This window comes from Spirosoma sp. KCTC 42546 (assembly GCF_006965485.1).
Taxonomy (GTDB): domain Bacteria; phylum Bacteroidota; class Bacteroidia; order Cytophagales; family Spirosomataceae; genus Spirosoma.
This window is the reverse complement of sequence record NZ_CP041360.1, coordinates 5,216,448-5,236,159: the sequence shown is the minus strand read 5'-3', so window position 1 is coordinate 5,236,159 and position 19,712 is coordinate 5,216,448. Positions and strand designations below refer to the sequence as shown.

14 protein-coding genes are annotated in these 19,712 nt (G+C 50.6%); 7 read left to right on the top strand and 7 right to left on the bottom strand.

All coding sequences use genetic code 11. The features are described 5' to 3' along the window. Nucleotides 1-31 precede the first annotated feature (31 nt). From EXU85_RS21515 to EXU85_RS21495, 5 genes are all read right to left on the bottom strand, one after another. The gene (locus EXU85_RS21515; protein ID WP_142774065.1) at nt 32-1,480 is read right to left on the bottom strand and encodes a DUF1501 domain-containing protein; all 1,449 of its coding nucleotides are present in this window, start codon (nt 1,478-1,480) and stop codon (nt 32-34) included. 167 nt (nt 1,481-1,647) lie between these two features. Further along, nucleotides 1,648-4,788 (bottom strand): DUF1553 domain-containing protein, encoded by a 3,141-nt coding sequence (locus tag EXU85_RS21510; protein ID WP_246859184.1) that lies wholly within the window; start codon nt 4,786-4,788, stop codon nt 1,648-1,650. A gap of 260 nt (nt 4,789-5,048) precedes the next feature. Then, complete coding sequence (locus EXU85_RS21505) at nt 5,049-5,816, bottom strand: SDR family oxidoreductase (protein ID WP_142774063.1); 768 nt, start codon at nt 5,814-5,816, stop codon at nt 5,049-5,051. Between the two features lie 205 nt (nt 5,817-6,021). Then, nucleotides 6,022-7,239, bottom strand: coding sequence for a glycoside hydrolase family 88 protein (locus EXU85_RS21500; protein ID WP_142774062.1), 1,218 nt, complete (start codon nt 7,237-7,239; stop codon nt 6,022-6,024). Nucleotides 7,240-7,345: 106 nt separating this feature from the next. Then, nucleotides 7,346-9,280: a glycoside hydrolase family 97 protein gene (locus EXU85_RS21495; RefSeq protein WP_142774061.1), complete on the bottom strand. Its 1,935-nt coding sequence runs from the start codon at nt 9,278-9,280 to the stop codon at nt 7,346-7,348. Between the two features lie 220 nt (nt 9,281-9,500). Between EXU85_RS21495 and EXU85_RS21490 the strand changes: the two genes are divergently transcribed. The 4 genes from EXU85_RS21490 (at nt 9,501) to EXU85_RS21475 (ending at nt 12,005) form a co-directional block, all read left to right on the top strand. Continuing rightward, nucleotides 9,501-10,061 carry a TetR/AcrR family transcriptional regulator gene (locus EXU85_RS21490; RefSeq protein ID WP_142774060.1) on the top strand — a complete coding sequence of 187 codons (561 nt, stop codon included), beginning with the start codon at nt 9,501-9,503 and terminating at the stop codon, nt 10,059-10,061. A 147-nt stretch (nt 10,062-10,208) separates the two neighbouring features. Next, nucleotides 10,209-10,748, top strand: coding sequence for a carboxymuconolactone decarboxylase family protein (locus EXU85_RS21485; protein ID WP_142774059.1), 540 nt, complete (start codon nt 10,209-10,211; stop codon nt 10,746-10,748). A gap of 152 nt (nt 10,749-10,900) precedes the next feature. Then, entirely contained in the window at nt 10,901-11,350 is a 450-nt protein-coding gene (locus EXU85_RS21480) for a nuclear transport factor 2 family protein (protein WP_142776789.1), read from the top strand. Nucleotides 11,351-11,378: 28 nt separating this feature from the next. Next, on the top strand, nt 11,379-12,005 hold the full coding sequence (locus EXU85_RS21475; RefSeq protein WP_142774058.1) for an MOSC domain-containing protein: 627 nt from the start codon (nt 11,379-11,381) through the stop codon (nt 12,003-12,005). Nucleotides 12,006-12,031: 26 nt separating this feature from the next. On the opposite strand, the gene EXU85_RS21470 is transcribed toward EXU85_RS21475, so the two are convergent. Both EXU85_RS21470 and EXU85_RS21465 read right to left on the bottom strand, forming a co-directional pair. Beyond that, a complete protein-coding gene (locus EXU85_RS21470) occupies nt 12,032-14,422 on the bottom strand; it encodes a DUF4962 domain-containing protein (RefSeq protein ID WP_246859183.1) in 2,391 nt (796 codons plus the stop codon). Between the two features lie 93 nt (nt 14,423-14,515). Then, on the bottom strand, nt 14,516-16,162 hold the full coding sequence (locus tag EXU85_RS21465; RefSeq protein ID WP_142774057.1) for a hypothetical protein: 1,647 nt from the start codon (nt 16,160-16,162) through the stop codon (nt 14,516-14,518). Nucleotides 16,163-16,760: 598 nt separating this feature from the next. Between EXU85_RS21465 and EXU85_RS21460 the strand changes: the two genes are divergently transcribed. From EXU85_RS21460 to EXU85_RS21450, 3 genes are all read left to right on the top strand, one after another. Further along, nucleotides 16,761-17,708, top strand: a complete 948-nt coding sequence (locus EXU85_RS21460) for an aldo/keto reductase (RefSeq protein ID WP_142774056.1) — start codon at nt 16,761-16,763, stop codon at nt 17,706-17,708. Nucleotides 17,709-17,819: 111 nt separating this feature from the next. Further along, on the top strand, nt 17,820-18,857 hold the full coding sequence (locus EXU85_RS21455; protein WP_142774055.1) for a zinc-binding alcohol dehydrogenase family protein: 1,038 nt from the start codon (nt 17,820-17,822) through the stop codon (nt 18,855-18,857). Next, nucleotides 18,857-19,669 (top strand): sugar phosphate isomerase/epimerase family protein, encoded by an 813-nt coding sequence (locus EXU85_RS21450; RefSeq protein WP_210422397.1) that lies wholly within the window; start codon nt 18,857-18,859, stop codon nt 19,667-19,669. The genes EXU85_RS21455 and EXU85_RS21450 overlap by 1 nt, the downstream gene beginning before the upstream one ends. Nucleotides 19,670-19,712 lie beyond the last annotated feature (43 nt).

The window sequence follows — 19,712 nt, the reverse complement described above, 5'->3', positions numbered from 1 at the left end:
ATAACAATCAGAATAATCTGCGGGCCATTGTTTACGCTAAAATTCCCTTCACGAGCTTGCCTTCCACATCCGTCAATCGGAAGCGTCGGCCCTGAAATTCGTAAACCAGTTTCTCGTGATCGATGCCCATCAGATGGAGCAATGTTGCCTGGAAATCATGTACATGCACCGGATTGTGGGCGATATTATACCCAAACTCATCGGTTTCGCCGTAGGTAATGCCGGGTTTGATACCGCCACCGGCCATCCAGATCGTGAAACAGCGGGGGTGATGGTCGCGCCCGTAATTGTCTTTCGTCAGTTTCCCCTGCGAATAGTTCGTTCGGCCAAATTCTCCGCCCCAAACGACCACCGTATCGTCCAGCAATCCCCGTTGTTTGAGGTCCTGTACCAGGGCCGCCGATGCCTGGTCGGTAGCTTTACATTGACGGGCGATGCCTTTTGGTAAATCGCCGTGCTGGTCCCAGCCCTGATGGTAGAGTTGCACGAATTTGACGTCGCGTTCCAGTAATCGGCGGGCCATCAGGCAATTGGCGGCAAAGGTTCCCGGATTACGCGCTTCGGGGCCATACAGGTCAAATACCCAATCAGGTTCATCAGACATATCGTTGACATCGGGCACCGACGTTTGCATCCGAAACGCCATTTCGTACTGGGCAATGTGGTTCGCCACTTCGGGGTCGCCGTAAATTCCTTCCTGCACCTGGTTCAGATCTTTCAGGGCGTCGAGCATATAGCGTCGGTCGGAGGTGGTGAAGCCGTTCGGGTTGTTGAGGTACAATACCGGATCGGCCCCCGAGCGAAACTGCACACCCTGATGCTTGGAGGGCAGAAAGCCGTTCCCCCAAAGCCGGGCGTAGAGCGGCTGGTCCTTAGGCGCATCATTCGAGACCAGTACGATAAAGGAGGGCAGATTCTCGTTGGCCGAGCCTAGCCCGTAACTGATCCAGGAACCGATGCTGGGCCGTCCGGCCAACTGGTTTCCCGTTTGGAAAAACGTCAGCGCAGGGTCATGGTTAATCTGCTCGGTGTACATCGACTTAATGAAGCACAACTCATCCGCGACCTTGCCTGTGTAGGGCATCAATTCGCTGAGCCAGGCCCCACTTTTCCCGTACTGGGCAAATTTATAGGGCGAACTCACCAGCGGCAATACCGACTGCTGAGCACTCATGCTCGTTAGCCGCTGTCCTTTCCGAACCGAAGCGGGCAGGTCTTTACCGTGCATTTTCTCCAGATAGGGCTTATAGTCGAACATCTCCAGTTGCGACGGCCCACCACTCTGGCACAGATACACAATCCGTTTGGCTTTCGGTGCCCGATGCGGAACCAGCAACGTTGACTCTGGACCCGGAGTCGAGAATAGGTTGCGCGGCAACAACGAACCTAAGGCCAATGAGCCTAAGCCAATAGAAGCCTTGGTCAGAAACGACCGCCGGTTGAATGTGTCGGCCAGAGTTTGTGCTAGTTTGTTGGTCATTGGTTTTGGTTCGTCTATATTGGTTGAGTGTGGTGTCAGGTTCTTAAACCTGACACTTAGTGCGGTTTCTCAAAACCGACTGTTTGTACAAATAGGTTTTAAGAAACCTCGCTGTGTCGGTTATAAGTAACCGACATCACGTGTAGACTACACCACACATGGCGCTCTCAATGCTTCGTCACAAACGCTTCCGAATTCATGACTGTACTCGCTACCACGGCTCCGGCGGCTAAGGCTGGTAGGTCGCTAATGCCTGTTGATTTATGCTCACCAGCCTGCAACCAGCCCTGCATTTTGGCCGGACTTTTCCTGAACGTCTGGTATTCCTGCTCGTAGAGTCGGGTTAAAATCGCCAGTTCTTTGGGCCGGGGTTTCCGACTGGTCAAAAGCCGGAATACCTCCATGAGTCGGTCCGGTAGGGGTTTGGACTGGCTCATTGATCGTTCGGCAACCACTTTGGCGGCTTCTACAAACTGAGGGTCGTTGAGCAGAATCAGCGCTTGCAAAGGCGTACTGGTTTTCTGCCGTTGTACCACGCAGTAGCTGCGGGACGGCGCATCGAAGGTATTCATACTCGGGGGCGGGTTTGTCCGACGCCAGAATGTGTAGAGACTCCGCCGATACAGACCTTCGCCTTTGTCCTGCTCATACGTTTCACTGTTGACGGCCCACAGACCTTCGGGCTGGTAGGGTTTAACGCTCGGCCCACCCATTTTTGTTGACAGCAATCCGCTGGCCGCAAGCGCATTGTCCCGAATCATTTCGGCGGTTAGTCTTGACAGTGGGCCACGTGATAACCAGGTGTTTTCGGGATCTTTCGCCAGGCCTTCCCGCGTGCCACGGGACGATTGTCGATAAGTTGCTGATAGTACGATCAGCTTTTGCATCGCCTTTACATTCCATCCCGACTCTCTAAAGTTAATGGCCAGCCAGTCGAGTAGTTCGGGGTGGGTGGGCAAGCCGCCCTGATTTCCGAAATTATTGGACGATTTCTGAAGCCCCGTTCCGAAATAAGTCTGCCAGTAGCGATTAACCACGACGCGGGCTGTGAGTGGATTATCAGGGTGTAGCAACCATTTCGCCAGGCCAAGCCGATTGCGGGGAAATTCGGGTGAGAAGGGGAGGATACTGGCGGGAACATCAGGACGAACCCGTTCGCCGTGGGCATCGTACACCCCCCGCTTGAGCAGGTAGGTAGGGCGCGGTGTTTTCATGTCCTCCATCACCATAATCTCCGGTATCTCTTCGACAACCCGGTTGCGCTCGGCCCGAAGTTTCAGCAGTTCATCGCGTTGATGCTGATAAGACGCCGATACGTTAGCTAAGTAGTAGGGAAACAGGGTCTTAGTATCCGGTTTTTTGACTGGTATAGGCGACGTAACACCCGTTGATATGGGCAATAGAGCTACTTCTGGCGCGGTGAGTTCACGACTGTACACAACCAGTTCATCGACCAGCCCATTCTTAAAACCCGTTCCCCGCATATCGGCCCCGACCTGCAAACCGGGTTGATCTTTCCCCATATGTTTGCCTTTGGGCCAGATGATGTCTTTGTAGAGATTATCTTTTTCGGTCACCATCGCGGCCTCTTTTCCATCGATGTAGAGCTTCAGGCCAGATGCCTTACTCGATCCATCGTAGGTCATCGTCAACTGAACCCATGTTTGCTTCGGTAGCCGTTGCTGGCTCACCTTAATGATGCTGTTGTAAGGCCAGGTGTGGGCCATCAGGAGTTCGGCTTTTCCATCGCGGATATTCAGAAAATAACCCCGGAAATTATACAGAATATCGCCCTGGCCTTTGTGCAGAATGACGCCTTTGTTGAGGTTGTTGGGAATGTTTACCCACACACCAATCGAAAACGGCTGCGACCGGTTGAAAACACCCACCTTGCCAAGGTTCAGAATATCATCGCCATTGGAATGAAACGCCTGGCCGAATTTGCCCGCTGCCAAAACCGGCTCAAGTACAGTGCCTTTGTCGGTGGATGAAACGTCACTAACAAACTTTCCATCCACCAGCTTATCAAAGGTGAACCGGGCCTGCAAACCTTTACGTAGATCGAACGCGATGTTGTTGCCAGTGTTTGCCTGCCATTGGGTAAAAGCAGTTTGTTCGGCCTGTTTCGTTTGATTCAGTGCGGTTTCAGCCGATTTTATTTTAGTGTCGATAAACGTGAGCAGGCTGTCCTGTTTTTTCTCAGAGAGGAGCATTGTGGGCACGGGCATGGCATCGTCCCAGGAGATTTGACCGGCTTCGTCTACGTTATTGAAAAAGGCAAACAGGCTGTAATAATCCTTCTGCGAAATAGGATCGAACTTATGGTCGTGGCAGCGGGCGCATTCTACGGTTATGCCCAGCATGGCGGTGCCCAACGTGTTGGTACGGTCGGCAACGTATTCCACCCGAAACTCTTCGTTAATAATGCCGCCCTCCGTATTTTGAGAATGGTTGCGATTGAAGCCCGTAGCCAGGCGTTGTTCGCGGCTGGGCTGGGGGAGGAGATCGCCCGCCAATTGCCAGGTCAGAAACTGGCTAAACGGCTGATTCTGGTTAAATGATTTTATGACCCAATCGCGCCAGGGCCACATAGGTCGGTAGCGGTCAACGGTGTAGCCATGTGTATCGGCATAACGGGCCAGATCGAGCCAGTCGACGGCCATTTTCTCCCCGTAATGGGGCGATTCCAACAGCCGATTAACCACTTTTTCGTAGGCGTTTGGTGAAGTATCGGCCAGAAAAGCGTCCAGTTCGGCAAGGGTAGGCGGGAGGCCGGTAAGATCGAGTGAGACCCGTCGGAGCAGTGTTTCTTTGTCGGCTTCGGGAGCGGGTTTTAATCCTTTTTCCTCCATTTTTTGGAGCACGAAGTTGTCAATCCCGTTTTTGGGCCAGCGTGCGTCAGTCACAGTTGGCAAGTCCAGTTTCTGGGGTTTAATGAGGGCCCAGTGCGGTTTGTATTCGGCTCCCTGCTCAATCCATTTGATGAGCACCGCTTTTTCGTAATCCGACAAAACGCGGTTCGAGGCTTTGGGCGGCATCATCTCATGTTCATCGGCGGTGATGATGCGGTGATAAACTTCACTATTGGCCAGATCGCCGGGTACAATGGCGTGTTTGCCTTTGGCTTTTTTCAGCGCGGCCATGGCACCTTCTGGCGTAGCCAGTTCTAAACCTGCCTTCTGGCTGTTTTTGTCCGGGCCGTGGCAAAAGAAACATTTGTCGGAAAGGATGGGCTTGACGTGGAGGTTATAATCGACGGTTTCAGGAAGCTTATCCGCCAGCTTTGCAATGGCTGCGGGTTTCTCCACGCGGTTGCAGCTTTGTAGCAAGCCAATGGTAACGAGGCAAGCGAAGCTTGTTAGAAGAAAAAAGAAAGGTTGTTGAAAAGGGGTAGGACTGGATATACCATATCTTGGAGATATGGTATATCCAGTCCTACCCCTTTTCAACAACCCTGAAAACGAATCCTTTTCCATTATCACTACCAATTGTCTAATCGGTAGCAAAAATAGGATTTAAACGGGCAAATCGAAATGCACAAATAAGAGGTTGTTTTACACAAATCCGACTAGCGCCCCATCCAGCCCCCGTCGACCGTCAGGATGGTGCCATGGACATAGGCACTTGCGTCCGAGGCCAGGAATACGATTGGCCCTTTGAAATCGTTAGGTTCGCCCCAGCGCCCGGCGGGAATACGATCCAGAATCGATTTGGACCGATCAGGATCGGCACGTAGGGCTTCGGTATTGTTGGTGGCAATGTAACCCGGTGCAATGCCATTCACATTCACGCCTTTAGACGCCCATTCGTTCGAAAATGCCTTAACTAGACCGGCTACGGCACTTTTGCTGGCGGTATAACCCGGCACATTGATGCCGCCCTGGAAGCTCAATAGCGAACAGGTAAATATAATTTTGCCCGACCCTCTGACAATCATGTCCTTCCCAAACTCTCTGGCCAGAATAAATTGCGCATCTAGATTGACCGCGATCACCTTATCCCACCATTCATCGGGGTGTTCGGCAACGGGTTTGCGCAGAATTGTCCCCGCATTGTTGACTAAAATATCAATGGAATGGGCTGCTTTTACGGCGTTGATAAACTGATACAGAGCATCCCGATCTGAAAGATCAACCTGATACCCGTCGAACGTGCGACCAAGGGCCGTGACGGCTTTTTCGGTGTCTCCCCCGTTGATGACACCGGAATTGGATGTGCCAATAATATTGGCCCCAGCTTCGGCCAGCGCAATAGCCATCGCTTGTCCTAATCCGGTATTACTCCCGGTCACCAAGGCCGTTTTACCTTCAAGGCTGAATTGGTTTAAAATACTCATTGATGATACTGGTTAAATTGACTCAATTGTGTTTTTTGGAATTGCGTTTTTTGTCATTTCGACGTCAGGAGAAATCTCAAGCTTGATTATTACGAGACTTGAGATTTCTCCTGACGTCGAAATGACAAAAAAATACAATTAAAATTTAGACAAAACCCCCTTCCTTTCTCCGTATCCTCGGTTCGACGCCATGACAAAAAAGCAACTATAGTTTTGACAAAATACCCTTCTCTTCTCGCAGTTTTTTCGCCCGTAACAACGCTTCGATGTAGTAATAATCGGCGTAGTTGATCGATGCATCTACTTCGCTATTATTGGGTTTGTGACCGGTACTATGCAGCAGGAAGGCATCGTTTACAGAGCGACTCTGGTAGGCAGCAGACGACAGTGTTGCCAGCATTTGCTCCGCTTTGGTTCGGTACATCTGCGCTTTCGTTTTGTCAAGGACAAAAGTAGAGAGTTCCAGCAGGGCAGACGCCGTCACAGCCGCAGCTGAGGCATCTTTTGGCGCATTTGGTCGGTCAGGCGAATCCACGCCGGGCGCACTAAAATCCCAATAGGGAATCAGGTCATGCGGTAGGCGCTCCAGATACACATCCGACACTTTTTGAGCGAACTCCAGAAATTTGGGGTCTTTGGTTTCCCGGTAGGTCATCGTATAGCCGTAAATAGCCCAGCTTTGGCCCCTGGCCCACATACTGTTGTCCGCATAGCCCTGGTGAGTAACGCCCTTAATTTTTTTGCCGGTTTCCTTGTCATACACTACAACGTGGTAAGATGTATAATCAGGTCGGAAATGGTTGTTCATGGTCGTTGTTGCGTGCGAAACGGCGATATCGTACAACTTTTTTGATCCCCCATTTTTTGAGGCCCAGAATAGCAGTTCGAGGTTGATCATGTTGTCCATGATCGTGTTGTGCTGTGGCCATTCCATATTGGGTACGGGGCGAGGCCACGACAAAATCGTACCCACTTTCGGATTGAACAAGGTGGCCAGTGTGTCCGCTGTTGCCAGCAGAATTTTCTTGTAGTCTGGATTCCCCGTCAGTCGAAGGCCATTGCCAAAGCTGCAATACATTTGGAAGCCCAGGTCGTGGTCGATGGCTTTGCTGTAGGCTAAAGGCGTCAATTCACGCGAGAATGAATCGGCTTTGGCCCTCCATTTCGGGTCTTTCGTGTACTCGTATACGTACCACAGCGTCCCCGGCCAGAAACCGCTCGTCCAGTCTTTGTAGTCGATGTATTTCCACTGCGTTTTGCCGTTGAGGATGTTTCGGGGCAGATTTGGTGCTGTTGTGGGGAGCGTTGCCGATATTTTGGCTGCCTGATCTACACAATACGTTAATGCCTGATCGACATTGAGTTTCGGCTGAGCGTGTACCTGCCCTAAAAGGAGAAATGGGAGAATTTTTATATACTTCATAATAAACACAGAGAAACGGAGATTTACACAGAGAACACAGGAGTTAATGAACACAAAATAATCTCAGTGATCTCTGCGTAAATCTCTGTTCCTCTGCCTTTTAACTTTACTTGTCCAAAGAAATCCAAACGGCCTGCCCACCGCGGGGCAGCAGGTTCATATCCAGCGATTGTCCGGCTTTTACGCTCTTCGTGCTTACGCGTACCTGTGTTTTGGTTTTCACCGTCGGATCGTCCGAATAAATATGGGCGGTGTAAGTTTTTCCTTTCGGCAGGAAATCCAGTGGGAGTGTCAGACTTCGCCCATCGTTGTTGCTGATGGTGCCCACAAACCAGTCGTCGCCACGTCGGCGGGCGATGGTCACGTACTCACCGATGGCGTCGTGAATGACTTTGGTGTCATCCCAAACGGTGGGCACTTTGGCGAAAAACTCGATTTCGGGCTCACCGCCGTAGAGTTCAGGTTTATCGTACCAGAACACCGATTGCAGCGGACTGTAGGAAATCACGTTCATGGCCAATTGGTGGGCATGGGTATTTTTCAGCCGTTTATCGTAGTAGCAAATTGTGTAGTCGCCCGCGCCGGCGAGGTAGCGCGTGAAGGGCAAAACGGTGTCGTGCGTGGCATCCGGGAATTCTTCATTGCCGCGAATGCCTTCCTGCGTCATCACGTTCGGGTAGGTGCGGCTGGTACCCGTTGGGCGGTATTCGTCGTGGATATTCACCATCAGGCCGTTTTCCATGGCTTTGCGCTTGGCCTCCGTTAGCCAGGTTGTCCAGCGGTGAGAGCCTACTTCAACGAAGCCAAACTTGACCCCTTTTACACCCCATTTTTTGTACAGCGGGAAAATCTCGTCCATCTGTTTGTAGAGCGCCTGCAAATTGACGTACAGAATCACGCCAACCGGAGCGCCGGACCGTTCCTTTGACTTGCCGTAGTCAATGATTTTCTGAAGATCCATTTTGGCGACCACCTTTGTCGCATCGGAATTGAAGCTAAACGCAGGGCCGTACCATTTCCAGTCGAATAGAATGTATTGGAGGTTGTGGGCAGCGGCAAAATCGATACAGGCATTGGCTCCCGCATCGGTCAGGGTTACCTCGCGCATCACCTTACCCGGCTTGATCCAGTCGGTATTCTGGAGTGTGGTGGGCGGGTTTAGGTTCAGCATGATGTCGTTGTTTTCGAGCAGTTGCCCCAATCGTTCGGCCACCATGATCACCCGCCAGGGCGTACCCACATCTGACATCAGATCGGCGCTTTCGTACATGGACGTAAGAACTGTGCTCGGCTTATCGGGCGAGAGTTTGAATTTCGTCATCGCGTAATCCGTCAGCTGCGCTTCGGCCAGACTCGCATACAAACCATTGGGCAACGAAAGCGTCAAGGGCCGCTCCGAATTTTCCGGCCAATTCGCCAGGGGCAACGCTGAATAGGGTCCCTGCGCCCAGGCTGTGTACCAGGCTTTGGTGTTGGCAGGCAAGGCGAACTCACTGTTTTCGGCCATTACGCGATAATACATCCCGTTTGGATGTTCGGGAAAGAAATAGCGAAAGGCTATTCCGGCGTTGTAGGCGCGGAAAATAACACTGACGGTATAATCGGGGCTATCTTCTTTCTGAAGTTGAATTTCGACCTGGTTGTAGTTGTCCCGAATCTGGCTGCGTTCGCCGTATACGGGTTTCCAGGTGGTGTCTTTGGTTGTGGTAACGACGTTTTTAATGACCAGATTATCGCACCAGTTGACGCCGAGAGTTCCGGGAGGGGTGGTCACCTTATGCGCCATCGCGTGCTCAAACACGTGGTTATCAATCTGAATACCCAAACCTGATTCGAGAATAACCGGCTTTTTCTGGTAATCGACTCGGTACAGCATCTGGCGTTTACCAGGGCTGACTTCTTTCTGCGAAAACACCAGTTCCAACTTGCCATCGGGCGATTGAAGGCGGGTTTCAGTGCCCTGGCTGAAGGTTGGCCTAACGCTCAGGAGTGTAGCGATTAAAATCAGAAAGCAAGCCTGGAATTTGGTTTGAATGGTCATTTGGGTAAAACGGTAAGTTCGGCACAGACGGCACTGACCGAATCTGTCAATCTGCTAGCTGTAAATAGACCGGTTGGGCGTCTGGATAACCGTTGTACAGGATAATTTTCGCTGATTGCGATTTATTGCCGCTTCGAAAATCATTTTTATTCGAAATTTTAGTTGTTCGTGAACTTATAGACAGACAAGTCTGTATCATGAGAAAGCAACAGGAATTAACATGAAATCGAGCGCTTCTGTACTCCGTCCCTCTGAAACCCGTCAGCGCATTGTGGATACCGCTGCGCGACTATTCTATACGCAGGGCTATAATCTCACGGGAATCAATCAATTGATCGATGAAGCGGGCGTGGCCAAAGCCAGTTTGTATCAGCACTTTGCGTCAAAAGAAGAATTACTGATTGCCTATTTGACCAAGACCAGTAATGAATGGTTTGACCAGTTAACGGAGCACGTATCTCCCTACGACACGCCTAAAGCCAAAGTGCTTGCTTCCTTTGATCTGCTGCTTAACTTCTCGGAATCCGTCTCGTTTCGCGGCTGTAACTTTCAGAATATCATTTCCGAAGTTCCCCTGGAAAGTGAGACTGTTCGTTCGGTGATCCGCACCCACAAAGCTAAAATGCGCCAATTTTTTACCGACTTGCTGGCAGAAACAGCTCACGCGGAGCTGGCAGATGCCGTTACGGTGCTCTTTGAGGGGGCATTGATTGCCGGGCAGACGCAACAGGCTATCTGGCCGGTTCAATCGGCTCACGCGTTGCTCGAAAAGCTACTCTAATTTTTTTTGTCAAAATATAGACAGACCGGTCTGTAATTTAACAAACCCCGTTCATAGATTGACTAGTTTATTTTTGTATGATTTTGATTTTCAGTTTGTTAAAAGTTAATGTTTTTTCTGTTTTTTCACGTTTAATTAATTCCTTCAATGAAAACTTTTACAGTACCTACCCGGGACGAGGTCTCAGAAAACAACCAGGTTTTATTTGACAACCTGCAAAAAGGGCTTGGTTTCGTACCTAATCTGTACGCTACAATTGCTCACTCCGATAATGGGCTGGCAAAATACCTGGCGTTTCAGGGTGCCAAAACGTCTCTGAGTAACAAAGAAAAAGAGGTGGTGAATTTGGTTGTGAGCGAAGTCAATGGATGCCGATACTGCCTAAGTGCACATACCGTACTGGGGAAGATGAATGGATTCTCGGACGAACAAATTCTGGATCTTCGGAGTGGACAAAGCACGACTCCGAAATTAGATGCACTGGCTAAATTGACCAAAGATATTACTGAAAACAAAGGGCGTGCATCATCGGACGCATTGGCGGCTTTTTATGCCGCAGGGTATACAGATGGTAATCTGGTTGACGTGATTTTGCAGATAAGCGATAAGATTGCCATGAATTATCTGCATAACCTGACGCAGATTCCCATTGATTTTCCAATAGCTGCCGAACTCGAAACGGTTTAGTACTAATGTAAATAGGTTGTGCAGGTAGTAGGCACTGGCTGCACAACTTTTCTCTTCAAACAAAATCAACTTTTAAAATCATGAACACGCCCGAGTCTATTGAACCGTTTGAGGACGGTTTGCCTTTTGTTAACGAAGCCTGTGGCGACGATATGTGGGATGAGGTACTGGCTCAGCCTCCGTACAATCCGGCCTTGCGGGCACCTGTGCCGCCGTTTACCCTTGAAACGGCTTTGCAAAAAGTGCAGCTAGCGGAAAATGCCTGGAATAGCCGAGACCCTGAAAAAGTTTCTTTGGCCTACACGGAGGACACCGAATGGCGCAATCGTACCGAGTTCATTAACGGACGTGAGGCTGTCAAAGCATTTTTGACACGTAAATGGGAAAAAGAACTCGATTACAAATTGAAAAAAGAATTGTGGGGTTTTCGGGAGAATCGGATGGCTGTCCAGTTCAACTATGAGTGGCATGATGCCGCTGGACAGTGGTACCGCAGCTACGGCAACGAACTCTGGGAATTCGATGAAAACGGCTTGATGCGGAAACGGTTTGCCAGCATCAATGACTTACCCATTCAGGCCAGCGAACGCCAATTGGTCTGATGTCTAACCTACTAACGCGCCGAAGACCATGAATATCCTGTCTGTCAATGTTGGCTTACCTCGTTCGGTGGAATGGAGAGGTCGGACGATTACGACTGGTTTTTTCAAGCAGCCCGTTGCGGGGCCAGTCGCACTCGACCTACTCAATTTTTTGGGTGATCAGCAGGCCGATCTGACGGTTCATGGTGGACCCGACAAGGCCGTTTATGCCTACGATAGCACGCATTATACGCATTGGATGCACCAACTTGAGCGCGATGACTGGGCTCCCGGCTTATTCGGTGAGAATTTGACGACGGAGGGATTACTTGAAACCGAGGTACGAATCGGTGATCTGTTTCGGGTTGGGTCGGCTTTGCTTCGGGCGGTTCAACCCCGTTTCCCGTGCTATAAACTCAGCGTTCGATTCGATGATCCCGGCATGACCCGACACTTCGCAAAAGAAGGTCGATCAGGGATTTATTTCCGGGTTGTTGAACCAGGAACCGTGCAGGCAGGCGACTCGATTGAACTAGTCGAAGCTGCGGATACGACGATTACCATTAACGTAATTAACCAGATCGTTTTAACTCGAAAAGTAGAAGCGAACGTGCTGGCCGAAATCGTAGCGCTTCCGCATTTGCCGGATTCGTTGAGGAGTCAGTTTGGGCGCTGACCTGTCTATTGCCGCGCCACCATAACCTATTTTCCCTCTTCCAGATCAATCACCAACAGTTTATCCGCATCATACTGGGGAGCGATGGCTTTGTTATTGACAGTCAGTTTACTGATTTTATCGAACCCTAACGACGCCTGAATTAAGGGTTGGCCTTGTAGCTGCACGTTCAATTGACTACCAGCCTTCTCGGCATACATGAAAACTTTAGAGAGTGAACTCAGTAAGGGCTTTCCGTTTTGGCGGAGGTAGCTTCCATTGCTGATGAAAAAAGAGGTTAGTTTCGACAGATCTTGCTGGTCAGCGCCCTCGGGGAAGGTTACTGCCGAGATGTAAGCGTCCGTTTCCCAAGTACGGTCCCGCTCCGGCGTACCGGTCGTACGGCTTATGGTTGCATTGGCATTGCGGTGCATTAACCGGCCGTCGGCTAACAGGTTGATGTATACTTCGGTTAACTGCCCATTTTGAGTGATGCGTATACCGATGTAATTCGTGCCTTCAAACTTTTCAATCACTGGCAGATTGCTTCGTCCTGCCCCACCACTCGCTCCCGATGAGCCGGTGAACGTCGAAACGGGTTTGTTGGTTTCGTCGAGCAAAATGATGGCGTTCACGAACTTGGTACGGTCGCTTTTTTCGGGGGGAGATAGAACGTAATAGGGAATCTGCACATTGGTTGTTCTGTCCTTAATGCCCTGTTCAATGCGGTACTTCATTTTTTCGGGAAAGTCGTGCGGATAGCCGAGGGGCAATGTTTCGGGATATAAGGGGCGGAACAGGATGGCCGCACTGTCTTTGGTGATTTCCAGATCGGGGCCACGTTTTACGGCTTTGTCGGCAAAGTGCAGCAGGTAGTCGAACTTGCCGATCTCGTAGGTTTTTACGTCATCGATCACCAGAATGACATTTCCGATCCATAGGAAATTGCGGTAGTTTCTAAGGAAGTTTTTCGACGTCGGGCCGGTGGCATCGGCTAGCATATACTTCACATTGCCACCATCCAGCATGTGGTATAAATGACCGGGGTTTTTCACGGCGCTGTATTGATCGCGCGGGTCCTGTGCCTCGCCGTTAAACAGCAGGACGTTGTGTGCCCGACTGGTGACGAAGTAACTACTGTATTCCGGATTGCCGTAACCTACATCGCCCCCGTCGATGAGCAGATTTTCGCCTTTGTGGTACAGCACAAACGAGCCTGCATCGGCGTGGGCATGGTTCCAGGTAAATCCAGATTTTACGCCCAGCATTGTGGCATCGGGTTTCCACGACGAACGAAGCATGCCCCAACCTAATGACGAATATAGGGCAGACATTGGTAGGGTAGGAACTGCTGGAACCGGCTTGTTCTCAGGCTGATAGAGCATCCCCATCGGCGTGGCCACATTCAGGTCTTCGCCAAACTGGTTACGGGTAGTCTGTTGCAGGTACCAGTAATAATCATCTTTGCCCAAACCTAAGGCAATCAATAGTTTAGCGGGCCGGTCGCCATTAGCAAAATCGTTGCTATCGCCGAAGTTCAATGAGAGGAGAGGTTTCGGAGAACGAGGATAGGAAACATTCATAAACCAGTCGACGGTTTTCTGCAAGAGCGCATCATAGGGCATTTTAATCGGACTTAGCGCATTCGTATACCCTACCCGGAACAGCAGGTATTCCGAAACGCCATAGTTAGCGTAGCTGACACTCTCATAAAATCCACCGTCGGGGTCGAAATTGGACGGCTTGTTTTCCAATACACTTCCCGTAAAGGCGAACCATTGCTTGCTGTCCTGCATGATATCGGAGGCCCATTTTTTTGCTTCCGGTACCTCGCCCATCACGGCCAGCGAGGCAATGCCTGCTTCAAATACCACAGCCGCCCACCAGTTGTGGCCCATGTTGTTCAGCGACTGGATGCGCTTGTCTTTCGACACCCAGTCGGCAATGGACGGCTCGATGCCCAGCTTTACAATCTTTTCGGCAATGGCTTTTCGTTCTTCTTTGGTGAGGGCGGTATAGATGGCATCGTAGGTGACAGAAGCGGTCCAGTTGTTATGGCTGGTGCCGAGTCCCGCATTCCAGCGGGGAGTTCGGTCGTCCATACCGTCCCAGGCTGAGCGACCTACCAGATCGAACAGCAACGCTTTGGCCCGGTCGACATAGCGTTTGTCATTCGTCATGGTGTAGGCCATTGCCAGTTGCTCCATATTGCCCCCTTTTGGCTCACCGATCCACTTATCGCAGCGTTTCTGCATGGCGTTCCAGCGATTGGCAAGGAGCGTATCGGTTTTGATTCGTTCTTTCAGGCGCTCCGTACGTTGTGGCGTGTAGAACAGGTAGGGGTGGGCTTTGGCCGTTTGCGCTTGTGTGGGGAGTTGAAGCACAAAAAGCAGAATGATGGTTAAAAGAAACAGGTAAGGTTTGGTTGAGTTGCTCACAAAAGGTTTCTGTTTAAACTATTAAGTGTGTGCTACAAATGCACCGGTTTGTCATTCCGACTTCAGGAGGAATGACAAACCGGCTATTAATTATCAATCACTTACTATTTTTTTTGTTATGAAAAACGTTCGCTCAACGGGCACCGCCGATTGTACTTTCGTGCCCACACTGGTACCATATTGCCAGGCGACTAGAGTTACTTTCATCGGCAGTTTGCTGCGCGGTGGAATTGTGGTAAAGACCAATTGATTAGCCTCAATGATCGCCGGGCCTTCCTTTACGTAATAAGACACGGGCAGTTGCGAATCTGAAACGGCCTTGAGCGTTAATGCTTTTACGCCAACTTTTTGATTCGGTATTGGCGGAAAATTGATCGTTTGGGGTTGGCCTTCCTTGTTGGTTAACGGAAACCGCATGTCGGCTTGCTGGACGATGCTTTTGTAGGCTTTGTCTCCGTTGTTGGAAGCCAGTAACCAGATGTCGTTGGATCGTTTAGGGTTGTTAAACCCCATTCGGTAAAAGCTGATCTGGAAGGTGCTGTCATTCAGTTTCTTCACCGGGCCGCAAATTCGGTCTATTGAGATGCGGGTGCTGGCATGATCGGCTGTAGGACGAACCCGCGAACTATCCGTAAATGCACTTTTTAGGTGGAACGTAATGCCGTCTGCATCGGGCAAAAATGAGATCTGGTAATTGCCGTGGGTTTTCTTCGGCTCCAGGAACTTGCCGTTTTGCAGGAAACCCAGATGCTGTGCCGTTTTGCCTCTGGACTGCCGGTAGATCGCTTCAGTGGCATCGGCCATTTCTTTGTCGAAGCACCAGGTTGCAACTGCTTTATGGCCTTTATACGACGCGTAAGGAGCTGCACTGGCCGTGGGCAAACTGTCTTTTCGCCACCGGCCAATCAGCCAGCCTTTCTTTGGATCAATGAGTTTAAGAACAACGCTATCCTGTTGTCCAAATGTCTTGGGCAACCGGTAGGTAGCCGCTTTTTCGATATATAAGGCCAGGAAGTTCACCATCTGCTCTGAATTGTCGAAATGCCCACGTCCGGCATCGGCCAGTAAGCTAAACGGCGTTTTGGGGTGTTGGGCCACGTAGGCAAAAGCCGGACTGAGTCGGTCTTCCCACCATTCGTATTCGCCCATGACCATCAGGCCAGGAACGCCTTCAATTGTGCGATTTTCCCAATCTGGATTGGGACGGCCGCTGCCGGTGAGTTTGGTAAGCGGTGCATCGCCATGCACGGAAATAGCCGCGAGGGTACGGCCCGGATTCCAGGCGGCAAAATTCCAGGGATAGCTAGCCAACGCCGAATGGCCAATGGGCACCACGGGCGCAAATGTCAGTTCCCGATAGCCGGAAACATCGGCCAGCCGATTCATCATGTCCGTAAACGCAACGCCCGCGTCTTTTGTGGTAGCAGTTGGGTTCCAGTCGAAAGTTTGATTAAACATAGGCGTCACCCAGACGATAGCAAAGCCCAGTTTAGTCATGGTTTTTCGGAAATCCGGATGCTCAAAAATTCCTTCTTCAAGCATGTTGTGCTGCCCGACCACCACGCCCCGTACGTATTGGCAATCCTCCGGAATCCATAAAAAAGCCTGCGGATGGTCGTTGGTCTCGGGCGAAATCACGGACTGAACCGGGGCTGACCATTGCCAAACCTGAGCTTTAGTAGGATTGATAAATCCGAAGCATACCCACAACCACAGCCAATATATTTTCCGCTTACTCATAAGTTTATGGCTTGTTGTCCGATGCCTGAGACTAGCTGTAAATAGTCGGTTGACTGAGGTTGATAACCGTCAGGTTGCAATTATTTTATTGGAACTTCATGCAAGTTTTTTGCTGAAAAAGGAGTAGAGCCGAGAGGATTTTGATTATTAATAGACAGGTGTGCTTCCATCGTATCTTCACAGTTCGAGGAGAAGAAACTACATAATAAATTTGTCCATAGAGCGGTCCGCCGTTGCGGCACAGAGAATACAGAGTTTTAATTCAATCCGTTATACCTCCGTGTTCTCTGTGCCGCAACGGCGGACCGCTCCGTGGACAAAAACGTTAATCAAACACGTATTCTCCTGGCAGTTATTTATGTCAAGAAGCTGTTTAAACTTTTCAAATTAACCGCAAAGAACGCTAAGGCAAAGCGCAAAGAGCGCAAAGAAATTCAGTCAGCAAACTCAGCGTTCTTTGCGACTTTGTCTCAGCGCTCTCTGCGGTTAAACTAAAGCGCATTGGAGATATAAAAAATAAAGTTTAAACAGGTTCCAAGTCAATTGAGCCGGTGTGTAAATGTTGAAAGCCCGGTTTTTGTAAATTATAAAGCAGATTATGCAGTATCGTAAATTAGGGAAGACAGACCTGAACGTTTCGCAGCTCAGTTTTGGGGCGTCTCCATTAGGGAATGTATTTGATGAGACCGATGAGAATGAGGGTATACGGGCCGTTCACGCAGCCATCGATCAGGGCATTAACTTTTTTGATGTAGCTCCCTTTTACGGCGATACCCTGGCCGAGACGCGACTTGGGAAAGCGCTAAAGACAAAGCGAAGTTCCATTTTTCTGGCCACGAAATGCTGCCGGTACGGACAGGGTGTCTTCGATTTCTCGTACGAGCGCGTCATGCGAAGCATTGACGAATCCCTGGCCCGGTTGCAGGTCGATTATGTCGATCTATTGCAGGTCCACGATATCGAGTTCGGCGACCGGGAGCAGGTCCTTAACGAAGCCATTCCGGCCGTTCTGAAACTTAAAGAAATGGGGAAAGCCCGCTACGTGGGTTTCTCCGGATTGCCGGTTCGCTACCTCGCCCAGATTGCCCGTGAAGTGGAGGTGGACACGGTGCTGTCCTGGGGACATTATACCCTGCTGGAAGACGAAATCAATGATGAATTGGTCCCGCTTGCCCAGGAGAAAGGGTTTGGTCTGATGAATGCCGCGCCCCTGATGCAACGAATTCTGTCGGATGCGCCGGTGCCTGTCTGGCAAAGTTCACCGCAGGCCGTTAAGGATATGCAGCCTAAATTGCTGGCTTTGTGTCGCGAATATGGACTGGCGTTGAGTGATGTCGCCTTACGATATGCGGTCGATCACCCTGTCATCGCGACCACGATCGTTGGTATGTCGGAGCAGCGACAGGTCGAGCAAAACCTGCGGGCGTTACAGCTCACGATTCCTGATGAACTTCGTCAACGGATCGAAACGTTGGTTGCTCCGGTCAAAAACCAGATGTGGTTTGAAGGAAAACCAGGAAATAACATTCCTAAGCCAACTTTTTAAATTAATGGACAATTAATAATGGATAATGTACAATGGTCAAAACGTCAATAATCCTAGCATTACTCATTGTCCATTGTCCATTATTCATTATCCATTACGCCCTTACATACTATGAATAAACAACGTGCCTTAGTATTGGTCGAACCCGGCAGGACCGAAGTACGCACCATTGATATACCGGAGTTGAGCGCCGACGAAGTTTTGTTGAAAATCAACATGGTTGGCTTTTGTGGGGGTGATCTCAACGGCTTTCGCGGCTTGTTCGAATTGCAGGAATACCCCAACGTGCTGGGCCACGAAGTAGGGGCAACCGTTGTGGAAACCGGTAGCCAGGTACCAGATCAGTTCAAACCCGGCATGAAAGTTACTCTAAACCCCTATCAGAATTGCGGAACCTGCCTGTCCTGTCGGAAGGGCCGGCCAAATGCCTGTCAGGATAACAAAACGATGGGTGTTCGTCGGCCGGGAGCTATGACCGACTTCATTGCCGTTCCCTGGCAAAAACTGCATGCCTCTGATCGCTTATCGGTTCGGGAACTGGCGCTGGTAGAACCGCTCACGGTTGGGTTTCACGCAGTGGCCAGAGGGCGGGTGATGGCGGGCGAAAAAGTAGCCGTTATTGGCTGCGGCATTGTGGGGATGGGCGCTGTGGCCGCTTCCGTAAGCCGGGGTGCCGACGTCATTGCCATTGATATTGACGACGCGAAAATGCGGACAGCCAAACTGGCGGGGGCGGCTCATACAATCAATACCACAAAGGTGGATCTGCACGAGGCCCTGATGGAAATTACGGATGGCGATGGCCCCGATGTCATTATCGAAGCCGTTGGAAATCCGGCTACATACCGCGCTGCCGTAGAAGAAGTGGCCTATACCGGTCGTGTGGTGTACATTGGGTACGCCAAAAAGCCCGTCGATTATAATACCGGAACCTTTGTTCGGAAAGAAATCGAGATTCTGGGTTCGCGCAATTGCCTGGGCGATTTCCCGGACGTTATTTCTTATCTGGAAGCCGGAAAGTTTCCGGTCGATGCCGTTATTAGTAAAGTTGTATCATTGGACGAGGCCGGGGCAGCCCTGGCCGACTGGTCCGCAAATCCGGGGCCGATAACGAAAATCATGGTGAATTTTGATTCTGAATCTAACTGATGAAATCCTGCGTAACCATTGCGTTAGTCCCTCAAATTAAAACAGGCCCCTGGATTTACTGGAACGACCTGGAGGCCAGTATGGCCAAAGCGTCGGCATTAGGATTCGATGGGGTTGAATTGTTTACCGCATCGGCCGAGGCCATTTCTCCGCAACGGGTAGCCCAACTGGCCGATCAGTACAAGCTGCAAATCGGTGCCGTGGGTACTGGTGCCGGGAAAGTCATTCATGGCCTAACCCTGACCGATCCTGACCCCGCTATTCGGGCACAAGCCGTAGCGTTCATTACCGACATGATTGCCTTCGGGGCGAAACTTGGCGCACCAGCGATCATCGGGTCGATGCAGGGCAACGTAGCGCCGGGTGTCGAGCATGAACAGGCGTTGAACTGGTTGGCCGATGGCCTGAACACACTGGGGCATCGGGCTGGCGAGCAAGGCGTAAACCTGATTTATGAACCGCTCAACCGCTATGAAACGAATCTGATAAACAGGCTCGAATCGGGTGTTGCCCTGCTCAATAGTCTGACTACGAAGCAGGTGGTGTTACTGGCTGATTTATTCCACATGAACATCGAAGAGACGTCGTTGTCTGAAAGCATCCGCCTGGCAGGGCCGTTCATTGGTCATGTGCATTTTGCTGACAGCAATCGGCGGCCAATAGGTATGGGACATACGGCCATGGATGACGTTGCCATTGCGCTCAACGAAATCGGTTATTCCGGTTTTATATCGGCAGAGGCTTTTCCCTATCCTGACCCCGACCAGGCCGCGAAGCAAACAATCGACTCCTTTAATCGCTATTTCGGCTGAGTAGCGAGAAGTTTTTTTGTCATCTCTCCTTGCGTCGAGCCGG

Bases quoted from the DNA above. Each gene is read 5' to 3' on its own strand.
- EXU85_RS21495 (WP_142774061.1), bottom strand. From the start codon at position 9,280: ATGACCATTCAAACCAAATTCCAGGCTTGCTTTCTGATTTTAATCGCT.
- EXU85_RS21505 (WP_142774063.1), bottom strand. From the start codon at position 5,816: ATGAGTATTTTAAACCAATTCAGCCTTGAAGGTAAAACGGCCTTGGTG.
- EXU85_RS21515 (WP_142774065.1), bottom strand. From the start codon at position 1,480: ATGACCAACAAACTAGCACAAACTCTGGCCGACACATTCAACCGGCGG.
- EXU85_RS21485 (WP_142774059.1), top strand. From the start codon at position 10,209: ATGAAAACTTTTACAGTACCTACCCGGGACGAGGTCTCAGAAAACAAC.
- EXU85_RS21455 (WP_142774055.1), top strand. From the start codon at position 17,820: ATGAATAAACAACGTGCCTTAGTATTGGTCGAACCCGGCAGGACCGAA.
- EXU85_RS21450 (WP_210422397.1), top strand. From the start codon at position 18,857: ATGAAATCCTGCGTAACCATTGCGTTAGTCCCTCAAATTAAAACAGGC.
- EXU85_RS21490 (WP_142774060.1), top strand. From the start codon at position 9,501: ATGAAATCGAGCGCTTCTGTACTCCGTCCCTCTGAAACCCGTCAGCGC.
- EXU85_RS21475 (WP_142774058.1), top strand. From the start codon at position 11,379: ATGAATATCCTGTCTGTCAATGTTGGCTTACCTCGTTCGGTGGAATGG.
- EXU85_RS21460 (WP_142774056.1), top strand. From the start codon at position 16,761: ATGCAGTATCGTAAATTAGGGAAGACAGACCTGAACGTTTCGCAGCTC.
- EXU85_RS21465 (WP_142774057.1), bottom strand. From the start codon at position 16,162: ATGAGTAAGCGGAAAATATATTGGCTGTGGTTGTGGGTATGCTTCGGA.
- EXU85_RS21480 (WP_142776789.1), top strand. From the start codon at position 10,901: ATGTGGGATGAGGTACTGGCTCAGCCTCCGTACAATCCGGCCTTGCGG.
- EXU85_RS21500 (WP_142774062.1), bottom strand. From the start codon at position 7,239: ATGAAGTATATAAAAATTCTCCCATTTCTCCTTTTAGGGCAGGTACAC.